The 25,255-nt window shown below is 38.8% G+C and carries 22 protein-coding genes and 1 pseudogene; 1 reads left to right on the forward strand and 22 read right to left on the reverse strand.

Annotation, left to right across the window (positions count from 1 at the left end; all coding sequences use genetic code 11):
• Positions 1-15: 15 nt before the first annotated feature.
• From aroH to spoIVA, 16 genes are all read right to left on the reverse strand, one after another.
• Positions 16-384, reverse strand: coding sequence for a chorismate mutase (gene aroH, locus JNUCC51_RS04385; protein WP_053482554.1), 369 nt, complete (start codon positions 382-384; stop codon positions 16-18).
• Positions 381-1,472, reverse strand: a complete 1,092-nt coding sequence (gene aroB / locus JNUCC51_RS04390; RefSeq protein ID WP_337990999.1) for a 3-dehydroquinate synthase — start codon at positions 1,470-1,472, stop codon at positions 381-383. Before aroB ends, aroH begins: the two co-directional genes overlap by 4 nt.
• A 3-nt stretch (positions 1,473-1,475) precedes the next feature.
• Positions 1,476-2,657 carry a chorismate synthase gene (gene aroC, locus JNUCC51_RS04395; protein WP_337991000.1) on the reverse strand — a complete coding sequence of 394 codons (1,182 nt, stop codon included), beginning with the start codon at positions 2,655-2,657 and terminating at the stop codon, positions 1,476-1,478.
• 520 nt (positions 2,658-3,177) lie between these two features.
• Positions 3,178-3,948, reverse strand: coding sequence for a CheR family methyltransferase (locus JNUCC51_RS04400; RefSeq protein WP_337991001.1), 771 nt, complete (start codon positions 3,946-3,948; stop codon positions 3,178-3,180).
• A gap of 85 nt (positions 3,949-4,033) precedes the next feature.
• The gene (locus JNUCC51_RS04405) at positions 4,034-4,264 is read right to left on the reverse strand and encodes a hypothetical protein (protein ID WP_100544596.1); all 231 of its coding nucleotides are present in this window, start codon (positions 4,262-4,264) and stop codon (positions 4,034-4,036) included.
• 368 nt (positions 4,265-4,632) lie between these two features.
• On the reverse strand, positions 4,633-6,258 hold the full coding sequence (locus tag JNUCC51_RS04410; RefSeq protein WP_337991002.1) for a long-chain fatty acid--CoA ligase: 1,626 nt from the start codon (positions 6,256-6,258) through the stop codon (positions 4,633-4,635).
• A gap of 471 nt (positions 6,259-6,729) precedes the next feature.
• Positions 6,730-7,491, reverse strand: a complete 762-nt coding sequence (locus JNUCC51_RS04415; RefSeq protein ID WP_337991003.1) for a 3-hydroxyacyl-CoA dehydrogenase — start codon at positions 7,489-7,491, stop codon at positions 6,730-6,732.
• 15 nt (positions 7,492-7,506) lie between these two features.
• Positions 7,507-8,655, reverse strand: a complete 1,149-nt coding sequence (locus JNUCC51_RS04420) for a thiolase family protein (RefSeq protein WP_337991004.1) — start codon at positions 8,653-8,655, stop codon at positions 7,507-7,509.
• Positions 8,656-9,125: 470 nt separating this feature from the next.
• Positions 9,126-9,542, reverse strand: a complete 417-nt coding sequence (ndk, locus tag JNUCC51_RS04425) for a nucleoside-diphosphate kinase (RefSeq protein WP_132359254.1) — start codon at positions 9,540-9,542, stop codon at positions 9,126-9,128.
• Between the two features lie 86 nt (positions 9,543-9,628).
• Positions 9,629-10,603 (reverse strand): heptaprenyl diphosphate synthase component II, encoded by a 975-nt coding sequence (hepT, locus tag JNUCC51_RS04430; protein WP_100544601.1) that lies wholly within the window; start codon positions 10,601-10,603, stop codon positions 9,629-9,631.
• Positions 10,604-10,622: 19 nt separating this feature from the next.
• Entirely contained in the window at positions 10,623-11,327 is a 705-nt protein-coding gene (locus JNUCC51_RS04435; protein ID WP_337991005.1) for a demethylmenaquinone methyltransferase, read from the reverse strand.
• 14 nt (positions 11,328-11,341) lie between these two features.
• Positions 11,342-12,109 carry a heptaprenyl diphosphate synthase component 1 gene (locus JNUCC51_RS04440; protein ID WP_337991006.1) on the reverse strand — a complete coding sequence of 256 codons (768 nt, stop codon included), beginning with the start codon at positions 12,107-12,109 and terminating at the stop codon, positions 11,342-11,344.
• A gap of 632 nt (positions 12,110-12,741) precedes the next feature.
• Positions 12,742-12,960, reverse strand: a complete 219-nt coding sequence (mtrB, locus tag JNUCC51_RS04445) for a trp RNA-binding attenuation protein MtrB (RefSeq protein ID WP_053593578.1) — start codon at positions 12,958-12,960, stop codon at positions 12,742-12,744.
• A 63-nt stretch (positions 12,961-13,023) separates the two neighbouring features.
• Positions 13,024-13,593, reverse strand: a complete 570-nt coding sequence (folE, locus tag JNUCC51_RS04450; RefSeq protein ID WP_079559906.1) for a GTP cyclohydrolase I FolE — start codon at positions 13,591-13,593, stop codon at positions 13,024-13,026.
• 727 nt (positions 13,594-14,320) lie between these two features.
• Complete coding sequence (locus tag JNUCC51_RS04455; protein ID WP_004232618.1) at positions 14,321-14,593, reverse strand: HU family DNA-binding protein; 273 nt, start codon at positions 14,591-14,593, stop codon at positions 14,321-14,323.
• A gap of 199 nt (positions 14,594-14,792) precedes the next feature.
• Positions 14,793-16,271, reverse strand: a complete 1,479-nt coding sequence (spoIVA, locus tag JNUCC51_RS04460; protein WP_337991007.1) for a stage IV sporulation protein A — start codon at positions 16,269-16,271, stop codon at positions 14,793-14,795.
• 302 nt (positions 16,272-16,573) lie between these two features.
• Between spoIVA and JNUCC51_RS04465 the strand changes: the two genes are divergently transcribed.
• Complete coding sequence (locus tag JNUCC51_RS04465) at positions 16,574-17,797, forward strand: IS110 family RNA-guided transposase (RefSeq protein WP_337988445.1); 1,224 nt, start codon at positions 16,574-16,576, stop codon at positions 17,795-17,797.
• A 275-nt stretch (positions 17,798-18,072) separates the two neighbouring features.
• On the opposite strand, the pseudogene JNUCC51_RS04470 reads toward JNUCC51_RS04465, so the two are convergent.
• The 6 genes and pseudogenes from JNUCC51_RS04470 to rpsA form a co-directional block, all read right to left on the reverse strand.
• A pseudogene (locus tag JNUCC51_RS04470) lies at positions 18,073-19,632 on the reverse strand (IS1182 family transposase); the annotation flags it as partial.
• A gap of 162 nt (positions 19,633-19,794) precedes the next feature.
• Positions 19,795-20,586 carry a YphF family lipoprotein gene (locus JNUCC51_RS04475; protein ID WP_337991008.1) on the reverse strand — a complete coding sequence of 264 codons (792 nt, stop codon included), beginning with the start codon at positions 20,584-20,586 and terminating at the stop codon, positions 19,795-19,797.
• A gap of 21 nt (positions 20,587-20,607) precedes the next feature.
• A complete protein-coding gene (locus tag JNUCC51_RS04480) occupies positions 20,608-20,820 on the reverse strand; it encodes a DUF2768 domain-containing protein (protein ID WP_337991009.1) in 213 nt (70 codons plus the stop codon).
• 466 nt (positions 20,821-21,286) lie between these two features.
• Positions 21,287-22,303: an NAD(P)H-dependent glycerol-3-phosphate dehydrogenase gene (locus JNUCC51_RS04485; RefSeq protein WP_337991010.1), complete on the reverse strand. Its 1,017-nt coding sequence runs from the start codon at positions 22,301-22,303 to the stop codon at positions 21,287-21,289.
• 192 nt (positions 22,304-22,495) lie between these two features.
• On the reverse strand, positions 22,496-23,806 hold the full coding sequence (gene der / locus JNUCC51_RS04490) for a ribosome biogenesis GTPase Der (RefSeq protein WP_337991011.1): 1,311 nt from the start codon (positions 23,804-23,806) through the stop codon (positions 22,496-22,498).
• A gap of 257 nt (positions 23,807-24,063) precedes the next feature.
• Positions 24,064-25,200 (reverse strand): 30S ribosomal protein S1, encoded by a 1,137-nt coding sequence (gene rpsA / locus JNUCC51_RS04495; protein ID WP_337991012.1) that lies wholly within the window; start codon positions 25,198-25,200, stop codon positions 24,064-24,066.
• Between the last annotated feature and the right edge of the window lie 55 nt (positions 25,201-25,255).

The following is a 25,255-nucleotide window of genomic DNA, read 5'->3' on the forward strand; positions in this document are numbered from 1 at the left end:
AAACATCTCCTCTAATTATTTAGCTTGGGCTAAATCTGGTCTTAATTTCACTGCATCATTGAGATACAAATGTTTTACATCTTTTTGTGCCACTTCTACATTCGCATGTATTAATACACGAATACAAAGTGGCAATGCGTTTGGCACGTCCATTTCATGAGTACACATGACAGGTACATACTGCCACCCGTCCATTAACCGTACAGCGCGTGCCGGAAATGCTGACGTAATATCAGGTGTTGTGGAAATTAATATAGAAGCAATATCATCTACTTCCACATTATTTGCTGCTACTACTTCACGTACTAATCTCGCTGTCTCATCCCACACAAGCTCTGGCTTGTCAGATTCAATTGTAATTGCTCCTCTAAGTCCACGAATCATACAAGCACCTCCGCTAATAGCTGTCGGAATTCGGCATCTACTTCTCTGCATTCCGCTAAATCAATTGGTTGTACAAAAGGTTTACCAATTTTATCCAACAAAACAAATTGTAAAATACCATACTCCGCTTTTTTATCTTTCATTAAATACTCTGTTAACTGTTCAAAGGTATACTCTTTCACAGCCTCAAATAGATAGCCATTCTTCACTGCAAATTGCAAAAATGCTGTCGTGAAGTTACGGTCTAATTCACCATATCGTTCACTTAATAATAAACAATATACGAGACCAATCATTACAGCCTCGCCGTGCGCTACTTTTCCATAACCCGCGGCCGCTTCAATGGCATGCCCATAAGTATGACCTAAGTTTAAAAATTTTCGCACGGATTGCTCAGTTTCGTCCTCAGCTACTATTTGCGCCTTCACTTCAATTCCTTTTCTAAGTTGCTTCGCTAATTCTTCTGTACTGAAATGAATAACTGTCTCTGCAGCCATCAATTCCTCTAACCACGCTGCATCTGAAATCATTGCATGCTTTATCACTTCTGCCGTTCCTGAACGTACCTCACGCTCAGATAAACTATCGATAAATATTGTATCGTAAATAACTCCCTCTGGTTGATAAAACGCACCAATCATATTCTTACCTAGTGGATGGTTTATTGCTGTTTTACCGCCTACTGCTGAGTCATGTGCTAAAATCGTCGTTGGGATTTGAATAAACGGCACCCCACGCATATAAGTGGCTGCAACAAAGCCTGTTAAATCACCTACAGCTCCCCCACCAAAAGCAAAAACAAAAGATTTACGTGAGCATTTTTGTTCAAGTAAAAATGTTTGCGCTGCATTGTATTGTTCAAAGGTTTTACACGCCTCACCACCAGGTAAGACGAAAACCTCAAAATGATAAGGGAAATTAGCCTTGAAATAATCCCCTTGCGCCGCCCACACATTAGCATCTGTAAAAACGATGAGCTTGTCAGCTTTTTGAAGCTTTTCATCAAATTCTTTAACTGCTTCTGTTAAAAAATTGTGGCCAAGTACAACCTCATATTGATGTGATTTCGTCGCTACTGGTACTCGCATAAATTAGAACCCCTTTGTATAACGACGATGTTCGTCGATTTGAGCTTTTAGTTGCGGTAATTGATCGCTATGGAATTGTTCCAATATTGCATTCACTATTTCCCAGGCAATAACGTGCTCAGCAACAACTGATGCTGCTGGTACTGCACAACTATCCGAGCGCTCTACACTAGCTTTAAATGGTTCTTTTGTTTCAATATCAACACTTTGCAACGGTTTATATAGTGTAGGGATTGGTTTCATTACACCTCGTACGACAATAGGCATTCCAGTAGACATTCCACCTTCTAAACCACCAAGTCGATTTGTTGCGCGTGTATAGCCTTCTTCCTCTGACCAAATGATTTCATCATGTACTTCTGAACCTTTACGACGCGCCATTTCGAAACCAATACCAAATTCAACGCCTTTAAAAGCATTGATAGATAACATGGCAGCTGCTAATTTCGAATCTAACTTACGGTCATAATGAACGTATGAACCGACACCAGCTGGCATTCCTTCTACGATGACTTCAACAACACCACCAATTGAGTCACCTGCTTTTTTCGCTTCATCAATTGCCTCCACCATTTTTGCAGAAGCCTCTGGGTCAACACAATAGCAAGGATCTGCTTCAACAATGGTACGAATTTCATCTGCAGATTTCCCTTCCACTATGGAAGTGTCTGCCTTAATACCAACGATTTCTGTTACATGTGCCACAATGGAAATGCCTAATTCATTTAATAGAGCTTTTGCAACAGAACCTACTGCTACACGAACAGTTGTCTCACGCGCAGAGGAACGCTCTAACACATTTCGTAAATCACGGTGTCCGTATTTCATGCCTCCTACTAAATCTGCATGCCCTGGACGGGGACGTGAAATTTGACGTTTGATATCTTCAGGATTCACATCTTCTGCTAACGGTTCTGCTCCCATAATTTTTGTCCAGTGCTTCCAGTCATCATTTGTGACTACGAGTGCTACGGGAGAACCAAGTGTTTGTCCGTGACGAACACCAGCGACTATTTCCACTGTATCCGTTTCGATTTGCATACGGCGGCCGCGTCCATGTCCTCCTTGACGACGTTTTAAATCGTGGTTAATTTTTTCTGCTGTAATTGGTAAGAGCGACGGTAGGCCCTCAATAATTGTTGTTAATTGGGGTCCATGTGACTCTCCCGCTGTTAAGTAACGCATAAACGCTTTCTCCCTTCAACTCGCTAAAGTATGTATTTTTCACTATAACATATATTCTCTAAAAAAACAGTCCTTTTGCAAATGTCTTTTAAGACTCGTTTAAATTGTTTGCAAATTCCGAATTGTTCTAGCGCCTTTCATCATTTTGAAGTTTATCGGCTTAAATAGGCCGACACGATGTTGGCCACTTCGGTAATGCCACAGGACTTGGCACTTCGCTTTCGCTACCAAAACACTTCTGAATGAATTTAAATTAGAATATTCTGAACGATTTATTTAAAAGAAGATAGCTTCTTCATCTCCACATATTATTGTTCTTCACCATCAGTTGATCCCCTACCTAAGCTTTCGTTAAAATTTGAGGTTGAGCCTTACAGTCCTCGATGTGAGATAACTAATAAAAAATACGCTTTTTGCTTATAAAAAGCGAAAAGCGTACGATTCATCTATGTCTAAGATTTAAAAATATGTACATGACATTCATATTGTCTCTGTACGAATGCTTTTCTCATATTATTAATTAGTTTCGTCTATAGAAGAATGTATCTTCGACTTCAAACTCATAACGAGATGGATTAAAGATTTGCTCTGTTGATCCAACAAATAAAATCCCATCCTTGCGCAATGCTTTACTAAAATTAGTATAAATTTGATCTTTTGCTTCTTCAGTAAAATAAATCATCACATTGCGGCAAACAATTAAATCATAATTAGAATCGTAACGGTCATTAAGTAAATTATGCTTCTTAAAAGTCACACAACGTTTAATCTCATCCTTAACCCTATAAAAGGAACCTTCTTGCTCAAAATACTTGGCTTTAATATCACTTGGCACTTCTGCTAATGAGCGCTCTGGGTACACACCTAATTTCGCCTTTTGAATGACATTCTCATCTAAATCAGTAGCAATGATTTGAATTTGAGATAATGGCACTAATTGAGACAATACCATGACTAAAGAATAGGGTTCTTCACCCGTTGAACAAGCAGCACTCCAAACTTTTAAACGCTTATTAGATTGCAGTAATTTCGGAAATATTTTTTTCTGCAACACTTCCCAGCGCTTCCCATTGCGATAAAATTCGGAAACATTGATTGTCATACGATCTAAAAACTCATTCATTAAATCACGATCTTGTTCAAGTACCTTTAGAAAGTCCACAAAATTACGATATCCCTTTTTCTCATACAGAGATGTTAATCGTCTTTTCATTTGCGCTTCTTTATATAGTGCTAAATCTATTCCTGTTTTCCGCTTTATACCTTCTATAAACTGTTCATAATCAGACATACGGTCTTCTTCCCCTCTAGCGTCGTATTTCCATTATAGCGGAAAAGTGCCCTTCCTGAAAATAGTCTTTCACAAGTAATCCAAGTTACTTAGATGAGTTTTGTTTTTCCTCTAACAATAACACTTTGGATTGCTCTAATTCTAGACGTAATTTCTCTGTTTCCATCGTATACGTTTCTAATCTGAGCTTTTCTAGCTCTACTTCCTTCTCAATAGCCTTTAATTTAATTTTTTGTTTTTTTGTATGTGTATCTGTAAAAATACCTGCTAAGCAAATAACTACTCCTGCAATAATCCCAGCCAATGCTATTGACATACGTCCACATCCTCTCATTAATAATAATTATACGGCAAAATGGAAAAAAAAGTTTCATTTTTCTTTTTATACTTTTATCAATTTAGTTAAAATATTCTCTTCATTGATTATTTGTTACATCAACTGAAATACCATAGTACCCGGTAAAGATACGGCATCATGTCCTATGATAAAATACCTTCGAGACTTACATTCTTTTGTACCAAGCAGCTCATCGGACGCCCCCAGGAAGCTTTGCTCTATGCGAAAGCGAAGCGACAGCGCCAAAGCCCCAGTGGGAACGGAAAACAGCCTTTCGTTTTGGTATTGATCTAGTTATTCACATAAAAAATGAAGGCAGTTAGTTACCACCTTCATTTTTTAGTCTCCTAAACTTCTACTTTATAATCCTTTAAATCTTCTCTCAATTTTACCTTCATAAATTTTCCTACAGAAGTTTTCGGTATTTCATTTAGAAATACAACGTCATCAGGAATCCATGTTTTATGGAATTGAGATTGCAAATCTTCTAGTAGCTCTAATTTTGTAATGGAATCCTTAAATTCAGGCTTTGGTACAACACATGCTAGAGGGCGTTCAATCCATTTTTCGTGAGGGATTGCTATAACTGTTGCCTCAAACACTTTAGGATGTGACATCAAAGCATTTTCAAGCTCTACTGAAGAAATCCATTCTCCACCACTTTTAATTAAATCTTTTGTCCGATCTGTAATTTTGATATAACCATCTACTGTCACTACAGCAATATCACCTGTATAGAGCCAGCCATCTTTAAAGGCTTCATTTGTTCGTTCATCGTTATAATACTCGGCAGCAATCCAAGGGCCCTTAATTGTCAATTCGCCCATTGTTTGGCCATCCCAAGGTACTTCACCGTTTTCATTAACTACGCGTGTCTCAATGAGCGGTACTGTGATTCCCTGCGTTATACGAACATCCATTTTTTCATCCATCGTATAATCTTGCATATGTGTTAAATACGTCGATATGCTAACAAGTGGCGACGTCTCAGTCATACCGTAGCCCGTCATGTAAGGAATTTTAAGCTCCTCCTCAAAGCCACGCACTAGACCGATCGGCGATGCTGAACCACCACATACAATCAACCGTATTGAAGACAAATCACGAGGAGTTTTGCGTTGCTCCTGTAATACCCCAAGCCAAATTGTAGGTACTCCTGCAGTCAACGTTACCTTATATGTTTCAATCAAATCAAGTAATAGCTGCGGTGTAAACATTGGCCCAGGAAGCACCTGTGTAGCACCAAATAATACACCAGCAAACGGAAATCCCCATGCATTCGCATGAAACATTGGGACGACAGGTAGTAAAACATCAGCCTCACCTATTGCAATACTATCGGAGAGTCCTGCTGCCATAGTATGGAGGACAATACTACGATGAGTATACACTACACCCTTTGGCATTCCTGTTGTTGCACTTGTGTAGCACATGCCAGCAGGTGTATTTTCATCTAAATCATCTGGGAATCTAAAATTATCATTCGCCTCTTCAAGTAATGCCTCATAAGAAAGAGCATTCGGTAATGGGATGTTTTCCAGCTCGACAGCATCTCCCATTACAATAAAATGCTTTACCGTTTTAAGCTGTGAGACAATCGGTGCAATAAGCGGAACTAAGTTATCATCAATTAGTAATATTTCATCTTCTGCATGATTAATAACATAAGCAATATGCTCAGTTGCTAGTCGAATATTAATCATATGCAAGACAGCTCCCGCGCATGGTACTGCAAAATATGCTTCTAAATGGCGGTGGTGATTCCAAGCGAAGGTACCTACTTTCATACCCCGCTCCATTCCTAGCTTTGTAAGGGCATCAGCTAGTTTACGAGTTCGTTTTACATATTCTTTATAAGTAAACTCGTGAATTGTTGTAGGGCTTGTCCGCGAATATATTTTTTTCGCATGAAAAAATCGTTCTGCTCGATCCAAAAAACTTGTTAATAATAAAGGTGTATCCATCATATGCATAAAAACGCTCCCCTTAGTTCATAAATTTTTGAATCGTTCAAGGCTTACTGTTACTACCAATAATTACATATAAAAGGATCACCACCAAAACGTGTGGTTGATTTCCGTTCCAGCTGGGCGCTTTGCCGCTGACGCTTCGCTTTCGCGCAGAGCAGAGCTTCCTGGGGGCGTCCGATGAGCCGCTTCACTCGCGCTGCTCGCTCCAGGGTCTCATCTGTGACGCTAATCCCCAAGGAGTCGCCCATCCTCCACTCCAATCAACTTAATTACAAAGTAGACGTTTTAACGAAAGTCAACCACAACTTTCGGTGATGAACCATATAAAACAAGTTAATTTTTTCCCTCGCTAACCGTAGACAAGTACCTCACTTCAGAGCAACAAATGCGTAATCACAGGAGCTTTTGCTCATTCTCTATGTTCTATGAACAGTCTAGCTTATTTAGCTAGAGTCAAGCACCTTCATGTTACCTCTATTTCGGCTGCATACGAATCGCGCCGTCCAAGCGAATTACTTCACCATTTAATAAACCATTTTTGATAATACTTTCGACCAATAGCGCATATTCTGATGGTTTCCCAAGTCGTTTAGGGAACGGAGTCATTTGGGCAAGCGCTATTCTTGCTGGCTCTGGTAACGATGCAAACATTGGTGTTTCTACTATTCCTGGAGCAATAGTCATAACACGTACACCAATTTCAGCAAGCTCCCTGGCAATCGGCAAGGTCATCGATGCCACCCCTCCTTTTGACGCACTATATGCAGCTTGTCCTATTTGCCCATCAAATGCTGCCACAGATGCAGTATTAATAATAACGCCACGCTGACCATCCTCATTTGGCTCATTATGTTGCATCTTCTCTGCTGCAAGGCGAATAACATTGAAAGTCCCAATTAAATTTACAGAAATCACCTTTTCAAATAAATCAAGGGCATGTACACCACGCTTTGAAAGTACCTTTTTTGCATCAGCAATTCCCGCACAATTCACAGTGACGTTAATGGACCCAAATTTCGCCACTGCTTGCTCTAGCCCTGCCGCTACATCAGCTTCTTTTGTGACATCTACACGGGCGTACCGAACATTCTCCCCTAACTCCTCTGCTAATGCATGTCCTCGCTCGTCATTAAGATCAAAAATCATTGCTTTGCCACCCTCTGCAACAATTTTACGAACAGTCGCCTCTCCTAAACCAGATGCTCCCCCAGTTACAACTGCTATTACTTCTTTCATCAAACACAACCCCTTTTATATTTTCTCTATAATAGTGGCATTCGCCATTCCCATACCTTCACAAATCGCAAGTAAGCCATAACGTAAATTTTCTCGTTCCATTCTATAAAGCATCGTTGTTAATAGCTTTGTACCTGTCGCTCCTAATGGATGCCCTAAAGCGATTGCTCCTCCATCTGGATTTAATTTATTTGGATCTGCTCCAATTTCATGCAACCAAACAAGTGGCACTGGCGCAAAAGCCTCATTCACTTCATACGTATCAATTTCCTCTATCGTAAGACCTGAACGTTCTAATGCTTGTCTAGTTGCCTCAATTGGACCAGTTAGCATTAACGTCGGATCTGAACCAACAACAACTCTTGTAACAATTTTAGCAAGCGGTTGGATACCAAGCTCCTGTGCCTTTTCCAAAGACATTATAACTACCGCCGAGGCACCATCACTCATTTGACTTGCATTACCAGCTGTAATCACACCATCTTCCTGGAAAACAGTTTTAAGCCCATTTAATTTATCAACTGTCGTTTCTGCCCGAGGTCCCTCATCAACAGAAAATGTTGTAATTGAGCCGTTTTCTTGCGTAACTTGAACAGGCAGTATTTCCTTTTTAAAATGGCCTGCCTCAATTGCAGCCAATGCTCGTCTATGACTATTGTAAGCATAGTTATTTAGCTGTTCCTTTGATAAATTCCATTTTTCTGATATTTTCTCGGCTGATAACCCTTGATGAATAATTGTATAATTTTCTTGTAATCGTTTACCTGTGTGGGCACCATTCGTGTTAGACCCCATTGACACCCTCGTCATGCTTTCAACTCCACCAGCAATAACAATGTCCATATCGCCTGCTAAAATAGCCTGTGCAGCGAAATGTACAGCCTGCTGACTTGAGCCACATTGACGATCGATTGTCACACCTGGGACACTTTCCGGAAAGCCTGCCATTAATAATGCAGTACGAGCTATATTTGCTCCCTGTTCAGCAGTTTGCGTTACACAGCCAAAAATTACATCCTCAACCTGATCCTTGTTGATACCTGCACGTTGCACTACTTCTTGCAGAACATCTGCCGCTAAGTCATCTGCTCGAACATTGCTTAATGCCCCTTTACTCCTGCCAACCGCTGTACGAACAGCTGATACAATCACTACTTCTCTCATAAAATAACCCCTTTGTACTGTTATCTCTATCATTTCCTATCATCCAATGTATTTAGATGTTAGGAAATATATTCTTGATTATTAAGCTCATCAATTATGCCTCGGCATAATAGTAGCTGTCGCTTTGTTTTCGCTGCAGATAAACATGCGTCCGGAATCGGCTTTGTGCATAGGCTAGCGGGTTGTAAAAGCATGGATGCGATGATTTTAGGCAAACATCCTTTTTTAAACCCTTTCCGATTTCCGTGACACCCGACTTAATTATCAGAATATTATATCTTTTATTCTACATGACTAAGAAGTATTTAACAATTTCTATATGTATCTAGAAGATTCTAACCATTGTTTTAGAAGGTTTATTTTTAATCCTTGGGTTCTATCTGTCACACTAATAAAGCTAACGGCACTCTTTTTAGAACAAAAAAAAAGCAATCTCAAATTAAATTGAGATTGCTTTTTAAATTAGCAAATTAAACTAAATCTTCACCGAAGAATAAGCCGATTTCACGCTCAGCAGAAGCAAGTGAATCAGAACCGTGAATGATGTTGTGAGAAACAGTTGTTGCATAGTCACCACGGATTGTACCTGGGTTAGATTCTTCAGGTTTAGTTGCTCCCATCATTGTACGAGCAAGCTTAATTACGTTTTCGCCTTCCCATACCATAGCGAATACAGGACCAGAAGTGATGAAATCAACTAATTCACCAAAGAATGGACGCTCTGCATGTTCTGCATAGTGCTTTTCTGCTAATTCTGTAGGAATTACCATTAATTTAGCACCTTTCAATACAAAACCGCGACGTTCAAAACGATCTACGATATCTCCTACTACTTGACGTTCTACGCCATCAGGCTTAACCATTAAAAAAGTTTTTTCGATTGCCATGTTTAAAACACTCCTTAAGTTCGTATAACAGGTTTTACACCTACCGATAAATATTAACAAAAAATGAGCCTTTGTACAACAAAAAGCTAGAATTTACGCTTACCCATAAATAAAGCGACATCACGTAATTTTTTCTTAACGGGATGTTTTGGTAATGCATCTATTTCCTGTAATGCCTTTTTTAAATATTTATCACTCATTTTATTAGCTTGCTCAATCGCGTCGGATTTACGCACATACTGCAGCATATTTTGACGCTCTGTTTCCGTCAATGTGCCTGCAAATACTTTTGTTAAATAAGGTTTCATCTCGGGATCATCTTTTAACATTAGAATCGGTAATGTAATATTACCTTGCAGTAAATCACTACCTGCTGGCTTCCCTAATTCTTTATCTGTTGCCATAATATCTAAAACATCATCGATAATTTGGAAGCTCATGCCTACAAAATAGCCAAATCGTTTCAAATGTCTCACCGTTTTTGGATCGACACCTGCTGCCACTGCACCAAGTTCACAACTAGAAGAAATCAGTAATGCCGTTTTTCGTTTGATTCGTCTAAAATAATCCTTTAATCCTTGATCTAATCTAAATTTATCTTCGATTTGAATAACTTCACCGTTACAAATTTCCACCATTGTACGTGCTAAAATTTGATGAACTAATGGGTCTTCAAGCTTCGTAATATATTCAAGTGCACGTGCAAAAATAAAATCGCCCGTGTACATTGCAACTCTATTATTCCATTGTGATTTGACAGTCGGGCGTCCTCTTCGCATATTGGAATCATCAATTACATCATCATGCACAAGTGATGCCATATGAATAAGCTCTACTGGCACGGCTACATCTTTCATCTTTTCGATATCATATTCGCCAAATTTCGCACCAAGCAACACAAAAATTGGTCGTATCCGTTTGCCACCAGCTTGCAATAAATGGAGAGAAGCATCATTGATCAAACATGAAGAAGAGTTTACCGCTTTTTCTAATTCTTTTTCAATGATATCGATATCTGATTTCAAATCGGAATAGAGTAGTTTTAACTTCATCTTTTCCACGTGTGAAAACCTTCCCCCATTAACGTACTTTTTTAAAGCCCATATGCATTGCCGCAGCACCGCCACTGTATGCTTTATACGTTACTTTTTCTAATCCTGCCTGCTCAAACAATGCCGCTAACTTCTTCATACCTGGGAAATCATTTGCTGATTCCTGTAGCCAAGAATATTCTTTATAGCTTTTTGCAAATATTTTACCAAATATCGGCATTATAAATTTAAAATAGAAACGGAATAGTTGTCGATAGCCTGGAATTTCAGATTGTGATGTTTCTAAACAAACAACCATCCCCCCTGGTTTTACAACACGATTCATTTCCTTTAAAACTTGTAAATAATCTGGTACATTACGAAGTCCAAAACCAATTGTTACATAATCAAATGTATTGTCTGGGAAAGGTAACTCCATAGCATTTCCATGTATTAGTTCAATTTGTGGGTATGGCTTTACCTTTTCCTCGCCTACCTTCAGCATGTTTTTACTGAAGTCTACCCCTTTTACTTCTCCGCCTTCACCAACTGCCTCGGCTAATGCAATTGTCCAATCTGCCGTACCGCAGCAAACATCTAGTGCCTTCGCTCCAGGTTTTACTGCCATGTGCTTCATCGTATCATTGCGCCAGCCTACATGCATCTGGAAACTAATAACACCATTCATTTTGTCATAGTTTTGCGAAATACTTTCAAATACTTCATGCACGTGCTCTTCTTTCGTTTTAGCCATTTGAAAAACCTCTCTTATCCATTAGTAGAAGCAATGGATGCCTCTACACGTGCTTGCAAAGCTTGTTTAACATCACTTTGTAAAAACGATGCATCTTCTATAACTTGTAACAGCTCTGTTTTTAATTGCACAATTTTACCCTGTATGACGTTGCCATAGGTCGCTCCAGCAGATTTTGCACTTTCTTCAAGAACGTTACTCATTAAAGATACTTGTCCATTTTGATATGTCGACAATTCTCTTTCTAAACGCAAAATCAATAAGCTCTTCTCCACCATTGGAATGTAATTACCAAAAGAATAGAGCTCAAAAAATTTTGAGATTAGTCCTGATTCAATGTTTGTTATTGAGGCAAACCATTGTTCGATTGATCGTTTTTCTGCCTCATATACTTTAATTTGGTGTTCACAACGTGCCACAATCCCTTGCGACAAACTTCGGATTAATGCGACATTTCCCGACATCGCTAATATCTCATAATAACGGCCACTATAAAAGTCTCCAGCTAAAACGGTTAGCTGCTGTTCTTTTGATGTGGCGTTTAATTCTTTAATATGATCGTGAGCCGCTAAAGCTGCGTACACAATTCCAACAGTGATTGCAGCTTCTCTTTCCTCTTGTTGCCACTCTTCCCCATTAAAAAAAGGAATTAACAAGTAAAATAATTGATTTTCATCTAGCACAGGCAACCCTGTGTATTTTTGCAAAGTTCTATGACGAACATCCATGAAAATCTCTGTTTTTAATTGTGCAATTGAATTTTGAATGTATGTTGCATTCATAGACCTTACTCCATTTCATTTCAAATACGTTAGTTACTTCATGACCTAACGCTTGCTTACTGAGTCATTATAGCATACGCGACGATTCGGAATAAAAAATTTTTGCTTTATTCAAAACGATAGGCAGAAGAGCATTCTCGTTAAAAAACGGAAGAAATCCAACTGCCTATTAACTATGCCACGGCATAATTGTATACGGAATCGTCTTTGTACTTAGGCCTGCACGAGGGCCGACACGATGTCGATCATTTCGGTAATGCCACAGGACGTGGCGTTTTTACCGATGCAGATCAATTAGCCGTTATCGCATGGATGCGATGATTTTAGGCTAACATCCTCTAGGAACTCTTTTCCGATTCTGTGACATCCGCGTGAGGCTTTGGGCGATGTTGGTCACTCAGGCGTTTTCATAGGATGTGAAGTTCTTAGCCTAAGTTCCTCTTTTCTGCGGGTGCCTTTTGTACCGAAAGCGTAGCGACAGGTACAGGTTTTTGGGCACCCGCTGAAAGAAGATAAAATCGGAGCAAAAACATTACTAAGGTTTACACATCTAGTCGATTTATATGTGCCATTACTAAATTGCATAGACAGGAAACCATTCAAAAAGCACTTCTGAATGTAATTTCGCTCTATTACTTTTTAGCTTCGCTATTTATAACACCGTGAGCCGTATGAATCTGTGCTTTCCCACGAATTTTCATGGCAGATGTATGTTCGGTAAATTGAGCAATCATAACTTCGCCTGCATCTAATTTTTCAGAATGATGGAACTTTGTATCTGTACCCCGTGTTAAACCGATTACATGCACGCCATCTTCCTCTGCTTGAATAATAATATAATCTTGCGCCATTGTCTGTACACTCCTTAAATCCGACAAATTCTTAGTCCATCATAACATAATTAGACACTCAATTTAAGACATTTGAATAAATGATAAAACTTCTCTACGTTTTACTTCATCTTCTTCGTAAATGCCACGTGCAACCGAAGTCACAGTTTTAGATCCTGGCTTCTTAAGTCCTCGCATAGTCATGCACATATGCTCCGCCTCTATCACTACATAAACACCTTTCGGAGAGAGCATTTCCATAATTGTCTCTGCCACAGAAGAAGTAATTCGTTCCTGTAATTGTGGACGACGAGCAATGGTTTCTACTGCACGTCCTAATTTACTTAGTCCAGCAACAATGCCATCGTTTGGTATGTATGCGACATGAGCTTTTCCGTAAAAAGGTACTAAATGATGCTCACACATCGAATAAAACGGAATGTCCTTTACAAGTACTAATTCCTCATGGTCTTCATGAAACACTGTTTTAAAATAATCTTTTGCGTCTTCATGTAAGCCACTAAACATTTCTGCATACATTTTTGCTACACGTTTCGGTGTATCGAGTAAACCTTCACGATTTACATCTTCGCCCACCGCTTCTAAAATCATTTTTACTGCTTCTTCTATTTTCAATAAATCAACATTCGACATCCGTAAAAACCCTCCTGCGTATCAATACATTACACATTTCCTTATGCATCGTAGCACATCCAAAAGGTAAGCGCAAAACGACTTACTTGATTCAAAAGAAATTCATCGCTATATGAGCAAAATAGCCACTTATTGCTTTCTAGTTAGAAGCACATATTATAATTTGTGGCTCATTACAATAAACGTTGGTTAATTTCCGTTCCGACTGGGCGCTTTATTGGGGACGTCGGGACAAAAACTGAGTTTTGTCTGTGCGAAAGCAAAGCGAAACGGCAGCGGCAACAGATTTTTTTGCGCGAAAGCGAAGCGGCAACTTCAGGATGTTGCTACGAAGGCGTTATCACAGGACGTGATGCTACTAGCCTTCGTTCCTCTACCCGCTTCGCTGCGCTCTCATCTGTGGCGTTGATTCTCGTGAAGTCGCCCTGTCTTCACTCCAATCAACTAAATATATGGTATAAGTTTCTACAAAATATATCTTAACTTTTAAGGATATGCCTATTGTGCTTATGATATCTATAATGAATATTTACATTTATTGCATCTATCTATGTACCATTAACATTTTTAGCTATGTGCACAACTTTTCGTAGTGGCACGGCATTATTGAGTCATAGAGGTTTTAACTTCTTTTAGCGGATGTATGGACAACCTTAAAAGAAGTTAAAAAGAGCAGCCTCCATGTATATTTACATGAAGACTGCTCTATGTAACTACTAGACGTGTATTATTTTACAGCATCTTTAAGCGCTTTACCTGGTTTGAAAGCAGGTACCTTGCTAGCAGCGATTTCGATTTCTTTACCAGTTTGTGGGTTACGACCTTTACGAGCCGCACGTTCACGTACTTCAAAGTTACCAAAACCAATTAATTGTACTTTGTCACCCTTTGCAAGAGCATCTTGAATTGTATCAAATACAGCTTCAACTGCTTTAGAAGCGTCTTTTTTAGAAAGACCTGCAGCTTCAGCAACAGAGTTTACTAATTCTGTTTTATTCACACCATTCACCTCCTCTCAAAGGGTCATGAACCAATTCTGTAAAAAGATTAACACATAGAAAACCGCTACGCAACTGTATTCATACATGATTATAACCAAAAAACACGTTTTTCACCCAAAAAACAAAAATAACAGGACTTTTCGCATAAAAACGAAAAGCCCTGTGGTATTTTTTTGTGCTTTATTTTTCATTTTTTCGCTACAAAATAAATGTAACTAATCCTCTATCGCCCTCGTTCACCATACGTTCAATTGTTTGTCGCATCCGTTTTTTGGCTGTAGGTGGAACAGCATCCATTTTATAGCGTATCCCTTCTTTTAACACTTCATGTAGTGGAGTTCCAAAAAGCTGTGTATTCCATAAAGCATCACGATCATGTAAATAAGCATGATTTAAATCCTTAAGCAGTTGTTGACTATGGAATTCAGAACCAATTAGTGGCGCGAATTCTGATTCCATATCTACACGAATGATATGATATGATGGCGCTTTTGCCTTCATACGTACACCATAAAAATTATTTTGTTTAATGAGCTCTGGTGCTGTTGGCTCAAATTCCTGCATCATCGGCAATGTTACACCATAACCAGTTGAATCTGCTTGACTAATAGCAGTTTTAAAGCGTTTTTGAGCCTCTTTTGCTTCTGCTGCCTCTTTAATAAATAGTAGCCAATCTCGCTTCGTCTCAATCGGCTCATCTAGCCATTCATTGCAAACCGACTTATATAGCTCGCCTTGTAATGACACTCGAATGACTGCGGTCCCGACTCCAGCATCCACATGTACCACTTCACTCTGGTCAATAAAATCAATGGCTTTAAAAGCATCTGACGCCTGCTGTACATCTCTTATTTTCATAATAGATGATAATACTTCTTCCATCGAATCAATTAACGCAACATTCAATGGGTGTGTTGCATCTAAAACATCTAACCAATCTGGTTTTTCTACCTCAATTGTTCGAACTGGAAATTCAAATAATGCTTCTTGCAAAATATACTGAATATCAGATGCACGCATTTGATCAATAGAAGTAGCAATTACCGGAACATTATAGCGCTCAAATAACTCATTCCGAAGCTGTACGGTTTCCTCACGTGCTGGCATTTGACAATTTAGTACAATGACAAAAGGTTTTCCAATATCCATTAATTGTTCTACAATTTCCTCTTCAGCTTTCTCAGCCGCACGACGACTTATACCATTTACCGTGCCATCTGTTGTTACAACAATTCCAATATTGGCATGGTCACGAATTACTTTATCTGTACCTATTTTCGCCGCTTCTTGGAACGGGATAGGCTCTGTATGCCAAGGTGTATGGACATATTTTGGTCCATTTTCATCCTCATAGCCCTTTGTCCCTTCAATGATATAACCAACGCAATCTGCTAAACGAATTTGGAACGTCATTTCATCTTCACCGACAGCAATACGTGTTGCTTGGGCAGGCACAAACTTCGGCTCAGCAGTCATAATGACTGGCCCCGGCGAGCTTTGTGGCAACTCGTCTTGTGCACGCATTCTTTCTGTTTCATCCACAATATTTGGTAACACGACTGATTCCATAACCTTTTTTACAAATGTTGATTTACCTACACGTACTGGACCGACAACACCAATATAAACATCGCCATTTGTGCGCTCTGCAATTTCTCTAAATACTGCTTCACTCAAGGTTTCTGCCTCCTTTATCTACGCTTTTTCACTATATGCGAGCTTATAGATAAATATGAAACATACTAACATTAGTAGTACAAACCAAGGCCATGGTTTGTGCTACTATTTTTTTATAGTAGAAGTGAAGAAAAGCCGACCAGCCTCTGGGACCATTTGTGAGTCCGTATATAAAACCGGCTAACTTCATGCCCTTATATGAATCAGTTTAGTATGTTGGATCCAAGAGATCGTGTATAAGAAAGTGGAATCGATAAGGTACTGTGAAGGCTTCTATGATTGGTCAAAAGGAGAAGAATGAGATGAAACATGTCATTGCGTTAGATGTCAGTAAAGGAAAAAGTACCGTTGCGATTTATGATGGTCACCGCCAATGTGAGTTTGAAGGTGTGCTACATCATACACGGGGTGATTTCGAGCGATTACACGAACGAATGGAAGAGATGACAAAGCAAGATGGACAAGCGCCAGATATCGTATTTGAAGCAACAGGCATCTATTCAAAATCTATCGAAGCGTTTTTCAAAGAGTACGGCTATGCATACTGCCGCATGAATCCACTTGAAGCGAATTTACAGATGGCAACGATGCGTCGCAATAAAACCGATATCAGTGATGCCCATGAACTCGCGAAGACACATTTCAAAATGGAACGCAAAACAACGTACATACAAGACGATTATTATGAACAGATGCGTGCACTGACTCGTTATTACGATGAAATTGACGAAGAAATCATTTTACTCAAAAGTAGAATGCATGCCATTTTACAGTTGAGTTTTCCAGAATTAGAAAAACTGGTTACACCGAGTTCAGCACTATTTTTAAATATTGTACAACTATATCCGCACCCAACACTTTTACAGGCCCATTCAAAAACGATTATTAAAAATCGTTTAAAGGGCAATACGCGAAAAAAACTATCGCTAATGCGTGCGGAGGCTAAAGCTATTACATTATTAGAAGCAGCTGAAAATAGTTACCCAGCGATTAAACCCACAGATATTCGTTGTGATCAAGCACGAGATTACGCAGCTCGCATTGCGGATTTACTAGAGAAGAAAGATGCGCTTGTGAAACAGATGGTGGAATTGTCGGAAGGAAGAAAAGAATATCTAGTATTTCGTTCGATTCCTGGGATTGGCGATTCAACGGCGTGCCGATTAATTGGAGAGATTGGTGACATCCGCCGCTTTCAAAATGCGAAACAACTGAATGCTTACGCAGGCATTGATATTATGCGGTACCAGTCTGGGAATACGCAATATCGAGACAGGATTAATAAACGAGGAAACAAACATTTACGGAAGATTTTATATTTTATGGTGTGCGCCATGCTTATGGCTAAAGGAAAACCGAATCATTTTGTGGACTATTACTACAAATTAAAAAAGCAACCTCAGAAGAAGCCTCATAAGGTTGCGATCATCGCCTGCATCAATAAGTTTCTGAAAGTGACATTTCAGTTACTGACGCATGGCATTCTTTACGATTATGAGTCCGCACTACCAGCTCAAAAATCATAATCACCTACATAGAACTATATCATAATGACCTTTCGAAAAAAATAAAAATCGTCAGGTCTTTTTGGCGTATCTAAAAATGAGTGTGAAGTGGTGAGGGATATCCCTCACCACTTCACACTCATAAAAATATAAATTATTCTTTAAATAAGGTTGACTAATCGTAAGAAAAGAGGCTGGGACATAACTAGCTTCATTAGTGAGAAATCCGAATTTGAATTCATTCAAATTCGGATTTCTCTATTTTTTATGTTGTCTCCATATAGCTATTAGCTAATGGCTGTGAATTTTCTTAAATTCACGGCCATTAATGCGAGGCCCATCTCGTTTTCAACCTTCGATTTTCCTCTCACAGAAAATCGAGTGAAACGCAAATTAGCCTTCAAGAATCCAAAAACTGGTTCCACGTCAATTTTGCGTTGACGATAAATGGTACTCGTTTTTTCTTCTGAAAGCTTTACTCTTACATATTCTTTTTGTTGCTCCCACTTCTCATTCACGATTAACTTACGATTATTTCCCCCTTTTGCTTTCGTACATAACGAACGTAGGGGGCATCCGGAACAGTCCTCACATTCGTATATCTTAAATTCACGCGTGAAATCATACTTATCCGTTTTCGTGGAACGATATTTAAATACAAGCTGTTGTTGGTTTGGGCAAGTGTATCGATCATGTTCTTTATCATAATCCCAGTTCTCTGTATTGAATTCGTTTTGCTTATGCTTTTTCTTCTGTTCTTTTACATACATGTTATACGTGATTAAGGCTTCTCGCTTACGGTTCGAAAGGATATCATCATAATTTTGTTCACTGCCATATCCAGCATCTGCGACGATGTGTTTTGGTAACTTAAAATAATGTTGTTCGATTTCATCTAAAAATGGGATTAATGTACGTGTATCCGTTGGATTCGGAAAAATGCTGTAGGCAAGCGCATACTGACCTTCTGTTGCCACTTGTATGTTATAACCTGCCTTCAATTGACCATTTTTCATATAGTCATCTTTCATACGCATAAATGTTGCATCCGGGTCTGTTTTCGAATAACTATTTCGTTCGTCAAAGATTTCGAAGTCTCTTTGATATTTTAGTTTGCGTTCAATATAGTCGATCAATTGTTTGCGAGCCTGCTTTGGGAATTTCCGTTCCGTTCTTAAAGCCTTTCGCTCTGCTACATCCGATGACTCTTCAATTTTTCGATCATATTCAGAAATCACTTCATCAACTTTTTCGACCATTTGAGCGAGGTCTTCCAATGCTAATTCCTTTTCACTTTCCCGTTCAATTTCTGGCATGATTTCTTTTTCAAGCAGCTCATCGTATAGCTGGTTTGACTTTTCAATTAGTCCGTTATGAAATTTCTCAACCGACTTTTTCCACACGAATGTAAATTTGTTCGCATTCGCTTCAATCTTTGTTCCATCAATAAAAATAGCTTCCTGGTCAATTAATTCTCCCTGTACCAGCTGGCAGCGGAATTGAACGAAGCATTGACGAATCAACTCTTTTACCTCTGGTTGGACACGGAATCGGTTGATTGTGCGGTAGGTTGGTTCATGCCCTTGAGCTAACCACATCATCCGAAGACTATCTTTTAAAAGCGCTTCAATTTTGCGCCCTGAGAAGACAGATTGCGTGTAGGCACATAAGATAATTTTAAGCATCATGCGTGGATGGTAGGCAGGACAGCCCTCATTTCGAAGGAATGGTTCAAACGCTTCGGGCGGGATACTTTCGACTAAATGGTGGACATGGAAGGCGATATCATTCTTTTGTAACTTCACTTCAAAATCTAAAGGCAAAACTAATTGATTCATGTTATAATCTTTAAACATAAGGATCCTTCTTTCTGTATAATTTTGTTATGGTGACTTAATTTTATCAGAAGTGGTCCTTATTTTTTATGAAAAAAATTTAAAGCCGGTGAAATTTTACTAATCGTAAAATTTCACCGGCTTTTTAGTTAAGAGGTGGGTTTTGTCCCAGCCTCTTAATGACTAATCTTTTTTAGTTTTGGATTCCGACTCTTGAATTGCTTTTTCTGTAGCTTTTTCTCTAGCTTTTTTTGCGTCACTATTATATTCGTCCATAAAATAAATTGGCTCACCCTTATCATCTACCGTATAAGGTATAGAATAAGCAGGTACGACTGGATATTTATCGACAAGTAGCTGACGAATATCATCTCCAGGCTTCACATCAAGCTTGTCTTCTTTTAGTAGTTGACCTAAATCGATTGAATAGTCGACATGCATTTCACCATCGCCTGTCATAAATATCGGTAATTCGGTACCAGAATAAGGGCTTTTCACAGTAACATCTTTTTTATAACCCAATTCTTCAAAGTTAATTTGAAATACATTATCTGAAGTTGAACCCTTTATCGGTAAATATTGAGTAGAAAGTTTACGAATATTAATTTCACGAATTCTCTCTGCAGCATTTAAATCTACCAATTTTACTTTAGCTTCATTCTCAGGATCCCAAATAATATACTGGTAAATTCCACCCTTTTCATAAGCGTTCCCTGGAATTTGTGCAAGATATTTTGGCATTAGTTTTTCAAAATCAATTAAATATTTTATATATATATCTGTATCTAGCTCACTATTTTTAATTGGAACTAGTCCACCAGTTGCTTCGCGGTATTCATTAACCGCACGCTGAACTGCAGCTAATTGGTCAGCATCAGGCACTGATTTTGCCGCTTTTTCGTCTTCTGGATATGCACAACCTACTAGAAGTACAGCAGTTACTACTACCAAAAGAAAAGCACTTAGTTTTTTCATGTCACTTCCACCTCATCATTTTTATGCAGGCCATGTGGCTACAATTAGTACCATTAAAAATGTGCCAAGCCCAAATAGTATGTATGCAATTAAATTTACGATTGTACGTAAAAAACCGTTTGAAACCTTATTACGAGCTAAATAAATTAAGCCAACAGATATAATCATAAAGCCGATACAATAAAATGATACCCACATTACATCAAGCGCTGGCAAATGTGCTAACGGACCCATTTAAGACAACCACCTTTCTTCAATGTCACGAAACAATCAAAATATATTATACTATGTGCTTTCGCTAAAAAGAAATAGTTGTCCGGTAACTATCAATCCATTATGCCTTGGCATAATTGCGTCCAGAATCGGCTTTGTGTGGCATCCGCCGGAGGCTTTGACTTCTTTCAGCGGTTGTTTGGACACCCGCTGAAAAGTAGCTTAAATCCGCATCATACCACCTATTGAGGTGGTAGAATTCTGTTCAAAGAAGTTAAATGGACAACCTTTATAGCGTTATAGATTTTTAATCTCAAAGCACACAATAAGGTGTCTCAGTTATTTACTGAGACACCTTATTTATGTCCATTTTATGACAAAACTAATCAAATAGATCCGGCATATCGATATGAACCATTTTTATTCACTTTTATTCAATCAATTAGCCTTTAGCAAAATTGCATCTGGAATCGGTCCTATATTATGATTAGTATTTCATGTCATCGATTTCTCGCTTTTTCATACGCATCATTAATGCATCAACCGCTACTTTCGGTTCTATATCACTAAATAGAACACTATAAAGCGCCGTAGTTATCGGCATAGCAACGTCATGTTTCGCTGCTAGTTGATAGGCAGCTTTTGTTGTGCGGACCCCTTCAACAACCATGCCCATTTGGTCTAGTACCTCTGGCAGTTTCATTCCTTGCCCCAGTAAATTACCTGCGCGCCAATTACGAGAGTGCACACTTGTACATGTTACAATTAAGTCTCCCATGCCTGTAAGTCCTGAAAATGTAAATGGATTCCCACCCATTTTAACACCAAGACGTGAAATCTCAGCTAATCCTCGAGTAATAAGTGCCGCTTTGGCATTATCACCATAATTTAAACCATCTGAAATACCTGCAGCTAATGCGATTACGTTTTTTAATGCTCCACCTATTTCTACGCCAATCACATCTTTGCTTGTGTAGACACGGAAAAATTGATTCATAAATAAATCCTGCACTTTTTCGGCGGCTTCAATGCTTGCACAAGCGGCTGTAACAGTTGTCGGGTGGTGCAAGACAACTTCCTCTGCATGACTTGGACCTGAAAGTACAACAATATCTTCTACAAATTCAGCTGGTAGACTTTCTTCCAGAATTTCCGAAATTCGTTTTAATGTATCGGGCTCAATCCCTTTCGATACATGAACAAACAGTACTTTTTTATCGAGTGTTGCTATCATTTTTTCACATACTTCTCGAATAGCCTTAGTAGGTACGGCTACGACAATTGTCTCCGAATGAGCAACTGCTTTAGCAATATCACTTGTTGCATATAAATTTGCCGGTAGCACTGTTTCAGGTAAATACTTCCTATTTGTATGCAGGTTGTTAATTTCTTCAGCTTGATCAGTTCGATGAGTCCATAGAAGTGTATCATGCCCATTTTCTGCAAGTACCATCGCAAGTGCTGTACCCCAAGAGCCTGCCCCTAACACACAAACTTTTTCCATTCAAAATCCTCCCTTGTTAAGAAAAGATAATTCACTCTTATAGTTACGAAAAATGCTAGAGAAAGGCTTACAACAGTAAAACTCGCAAAGCATCTTATGGTAGACATTAGAAAAATTATACTTTCCTTTCTTGTAAAAAGACGCCACCCAACAATTATTTGTCGGGCTGGCGTATTGTATGTGTATATTTTCCTAAGCACGAGCACGGGAAATTAAACGAATTGGCGTTCCTTCGAAATCAAATGTTTCTCGAATACGATTTTCTAAAAATCGTTCATAAGAGAAATGCATTAGCTCTGGTTCATTGACAAATACCACAAATGTCGGTGGCTGTATCGCAACTTGAGTAGCATAGTAGATACGAAGACGGCGACCTTTATCAGCTGGTGCTGGGTTACGTGCCACAGCATCCTCAATAACTTCATTAAGGATAGATGATTGAATACGCATTGCATGATTTTCACTTACACGTTGTACAATCGGTAAAATTTGGTGTACACGTTGCTTTGTATTGGCCGAAACAAAAATAATTGGTGCGTAGTCTAAGAATAAGAAATGCTCACGAATTTGTTGTGTAAAGACGTTCATTGTTTTTTCGTCTTTTTCAATCGCATCCCATTTATTAACAACAATAACAATAGCTTTTCCTGCTTCGTGTGCATAGCCTGCAATTTTCTTATCTTGTTCTTGGATGCCTTCTTCTGCATTTAGAACGACTAAAACAACATCAGAGCGTTCAATTGCTCTTAACGCACGCAATACAGAATATTTCTCTGTCGTTTCGTACACTTTCCCTTTTTTACGCATACCTGCAGTATCAATAATGACATATTCCTGACCATCATACTCATAAGGTGTGTCAATAGCATCTCGAGTAGTACCTGCTATATTACTAACAATTACGCGGTCTTGGCCTAAAAATGCATTTACTAACGAAGATTTCCCAACATTTGGACGACCAATTAACGAGAATTTAATGACCTCGTCCCCATATTGATCTTCATCTTCTTTAGGGAAATGTTTTGCACATTCATCCAATAAATCCCCTAAGCCTAAGCCGTGAGAACCAGAAATTGGCCAAGGTTCACCAAAGCCAAGCGCATAGAAATCATAAATCATCTCACGCATGTCCGGATTATCAATTTTATTCACTGCTAAAACGACCGGTTTTTTTGTTTTGTATAAAATTTTTGCTACTTGCTCATCAGCAGCTGTTACACCTTCACGGCCATTTGTCATAAAGATAATAACGTCCGCCTCATCAATGGCAATCTCTGCTTGTTGACGAATTTGCTCTAAAAACGGCTCGTCCCCAATCTCAATACCACCTGTATCAATAATATTAAAATCATGTGCTAACCACTCTGCCGAACTATAAATACGGTCGCGTGTAACTCCTGGAATATCTTCCACAATCGATACACGTTCTCCAACGATACGATTAAAAATCGTCGACTTACCTACGTTCGGACGACCTACGATGGCTACTACTGGTTTCGTCATCTGTACTTCATCCTTCCAACTTCTTGTCTTTCGCTATTATACACGAAAAATGCCATTATATCATATCATATCCATAAAAGAGCGCGCTATGTACTGTTCTATTTATCTCTCTGGAATTTTTTTCATCACTTTCTCTTAATTCTAGTGGCTCGATGCGGCTATCCTCGCTTTGACTTATTCTATCCATCTCTTTGATTTTTCTATCCGTTTCCTACATAAAAAAGCGAGGACACAAACTGCATCCTCGCATGTCTAGTTTATTTAAAATTTTTTAGTTTATCGCCAATGACATCACCGAAAGAGAAGCCTGTGTTTTCTTCTGGTAATTCATAGTCGACAACTTCCTCTGCCTCAGGATTTTCAAGTAAATCCTTAATGCTTAATGCTAAGCGACCTTCTTCAGCATTAACGTCAAGCACTTTCACCTGTACATCCTGTCCTTCTTTTAGAGCTTCGTGTGGCGTGTTTATATGTTTATGCGCAATTTGCGAAATATGCACTAAACCTTCTACACCTGAGAAAACTTCTACAAATGCTCCAAATGAAGTAAGACGTTTTACTTTTCCGTCTAGGACTGTTCCTTTAGCTGCACGCTCTTCTATGTTCGACCAAGGACCAGGAATCGTATCCTTAATAGATAGCGAAATACGCTCATTTTCTGGGTCTACAGAAAGGACTTTCACCTTTACCTCTTGTCCTTCTGATAAAACCTCGCTCACATCACTCACATGCTCATGAGATACTTGTGAAATATGCACAAGGCCATCAATACCACCAAGGTCAATAAATGCACCAAATGATGCGATACGCTGTACTTTACCATCTAAAACATCGCCAGTTTTAATCTGATTAATAACATCTTTCTTTTGAGAAGCTTTTTCAGCTTCCACTACAGCACGATGTGATAAAATCAAACGATTTTTTTCTTTATCAAGCTCAACAATTTTAAAGCTTAGGGACTTACCTTTATAGTCTTCGAAATCATCAACAAAGTAGTCTTCTACTAGGGATGCTGGAACGAAGCCACGTACTCCTAAATCAACGACAAGACCGCCTTTAACAATATCTTTTACTTCCGCTTCGAAAATTTCTCCAGCGTTGAATTGTTGCTCAAGTGTATCCCATGCCTTTACAGCATCTACTTTACGTTTTGATAATACATAGTTTTCTTCTTCAACTTTTGTAATCATCAACTCCAACTCATCCCCAACAGAAATTACGTCAGACGCTTTTTCAATGTGTAAGCTTGATAGTTCACTTATTGGTACAATGCCGTCAAATGGTGCACCTGGAATTGAAACAGTTACCGCTTTTTCATCAACTTGCTCTGCAATACCTTTGACGATATCACCTTCGTTAAACGTTTGTTCTGCATAGTTCATTTCTTCAGACATATGTAACCCTCCTTCGCATCTTCCCTTACTATTTTATTCGAAATTGAAGATAAAG

Origin of the sequence: Lysinibacillus sp. JNUCC 51, from assembly GCF_015999525.1 — a bacterium.
Classification (GTDB): Bacteria; Bacillota; Bacilli; order Bacillales_A; family Planococcaceae; genus Lysinibacillus; species Lysinibacillus xylanilyticus.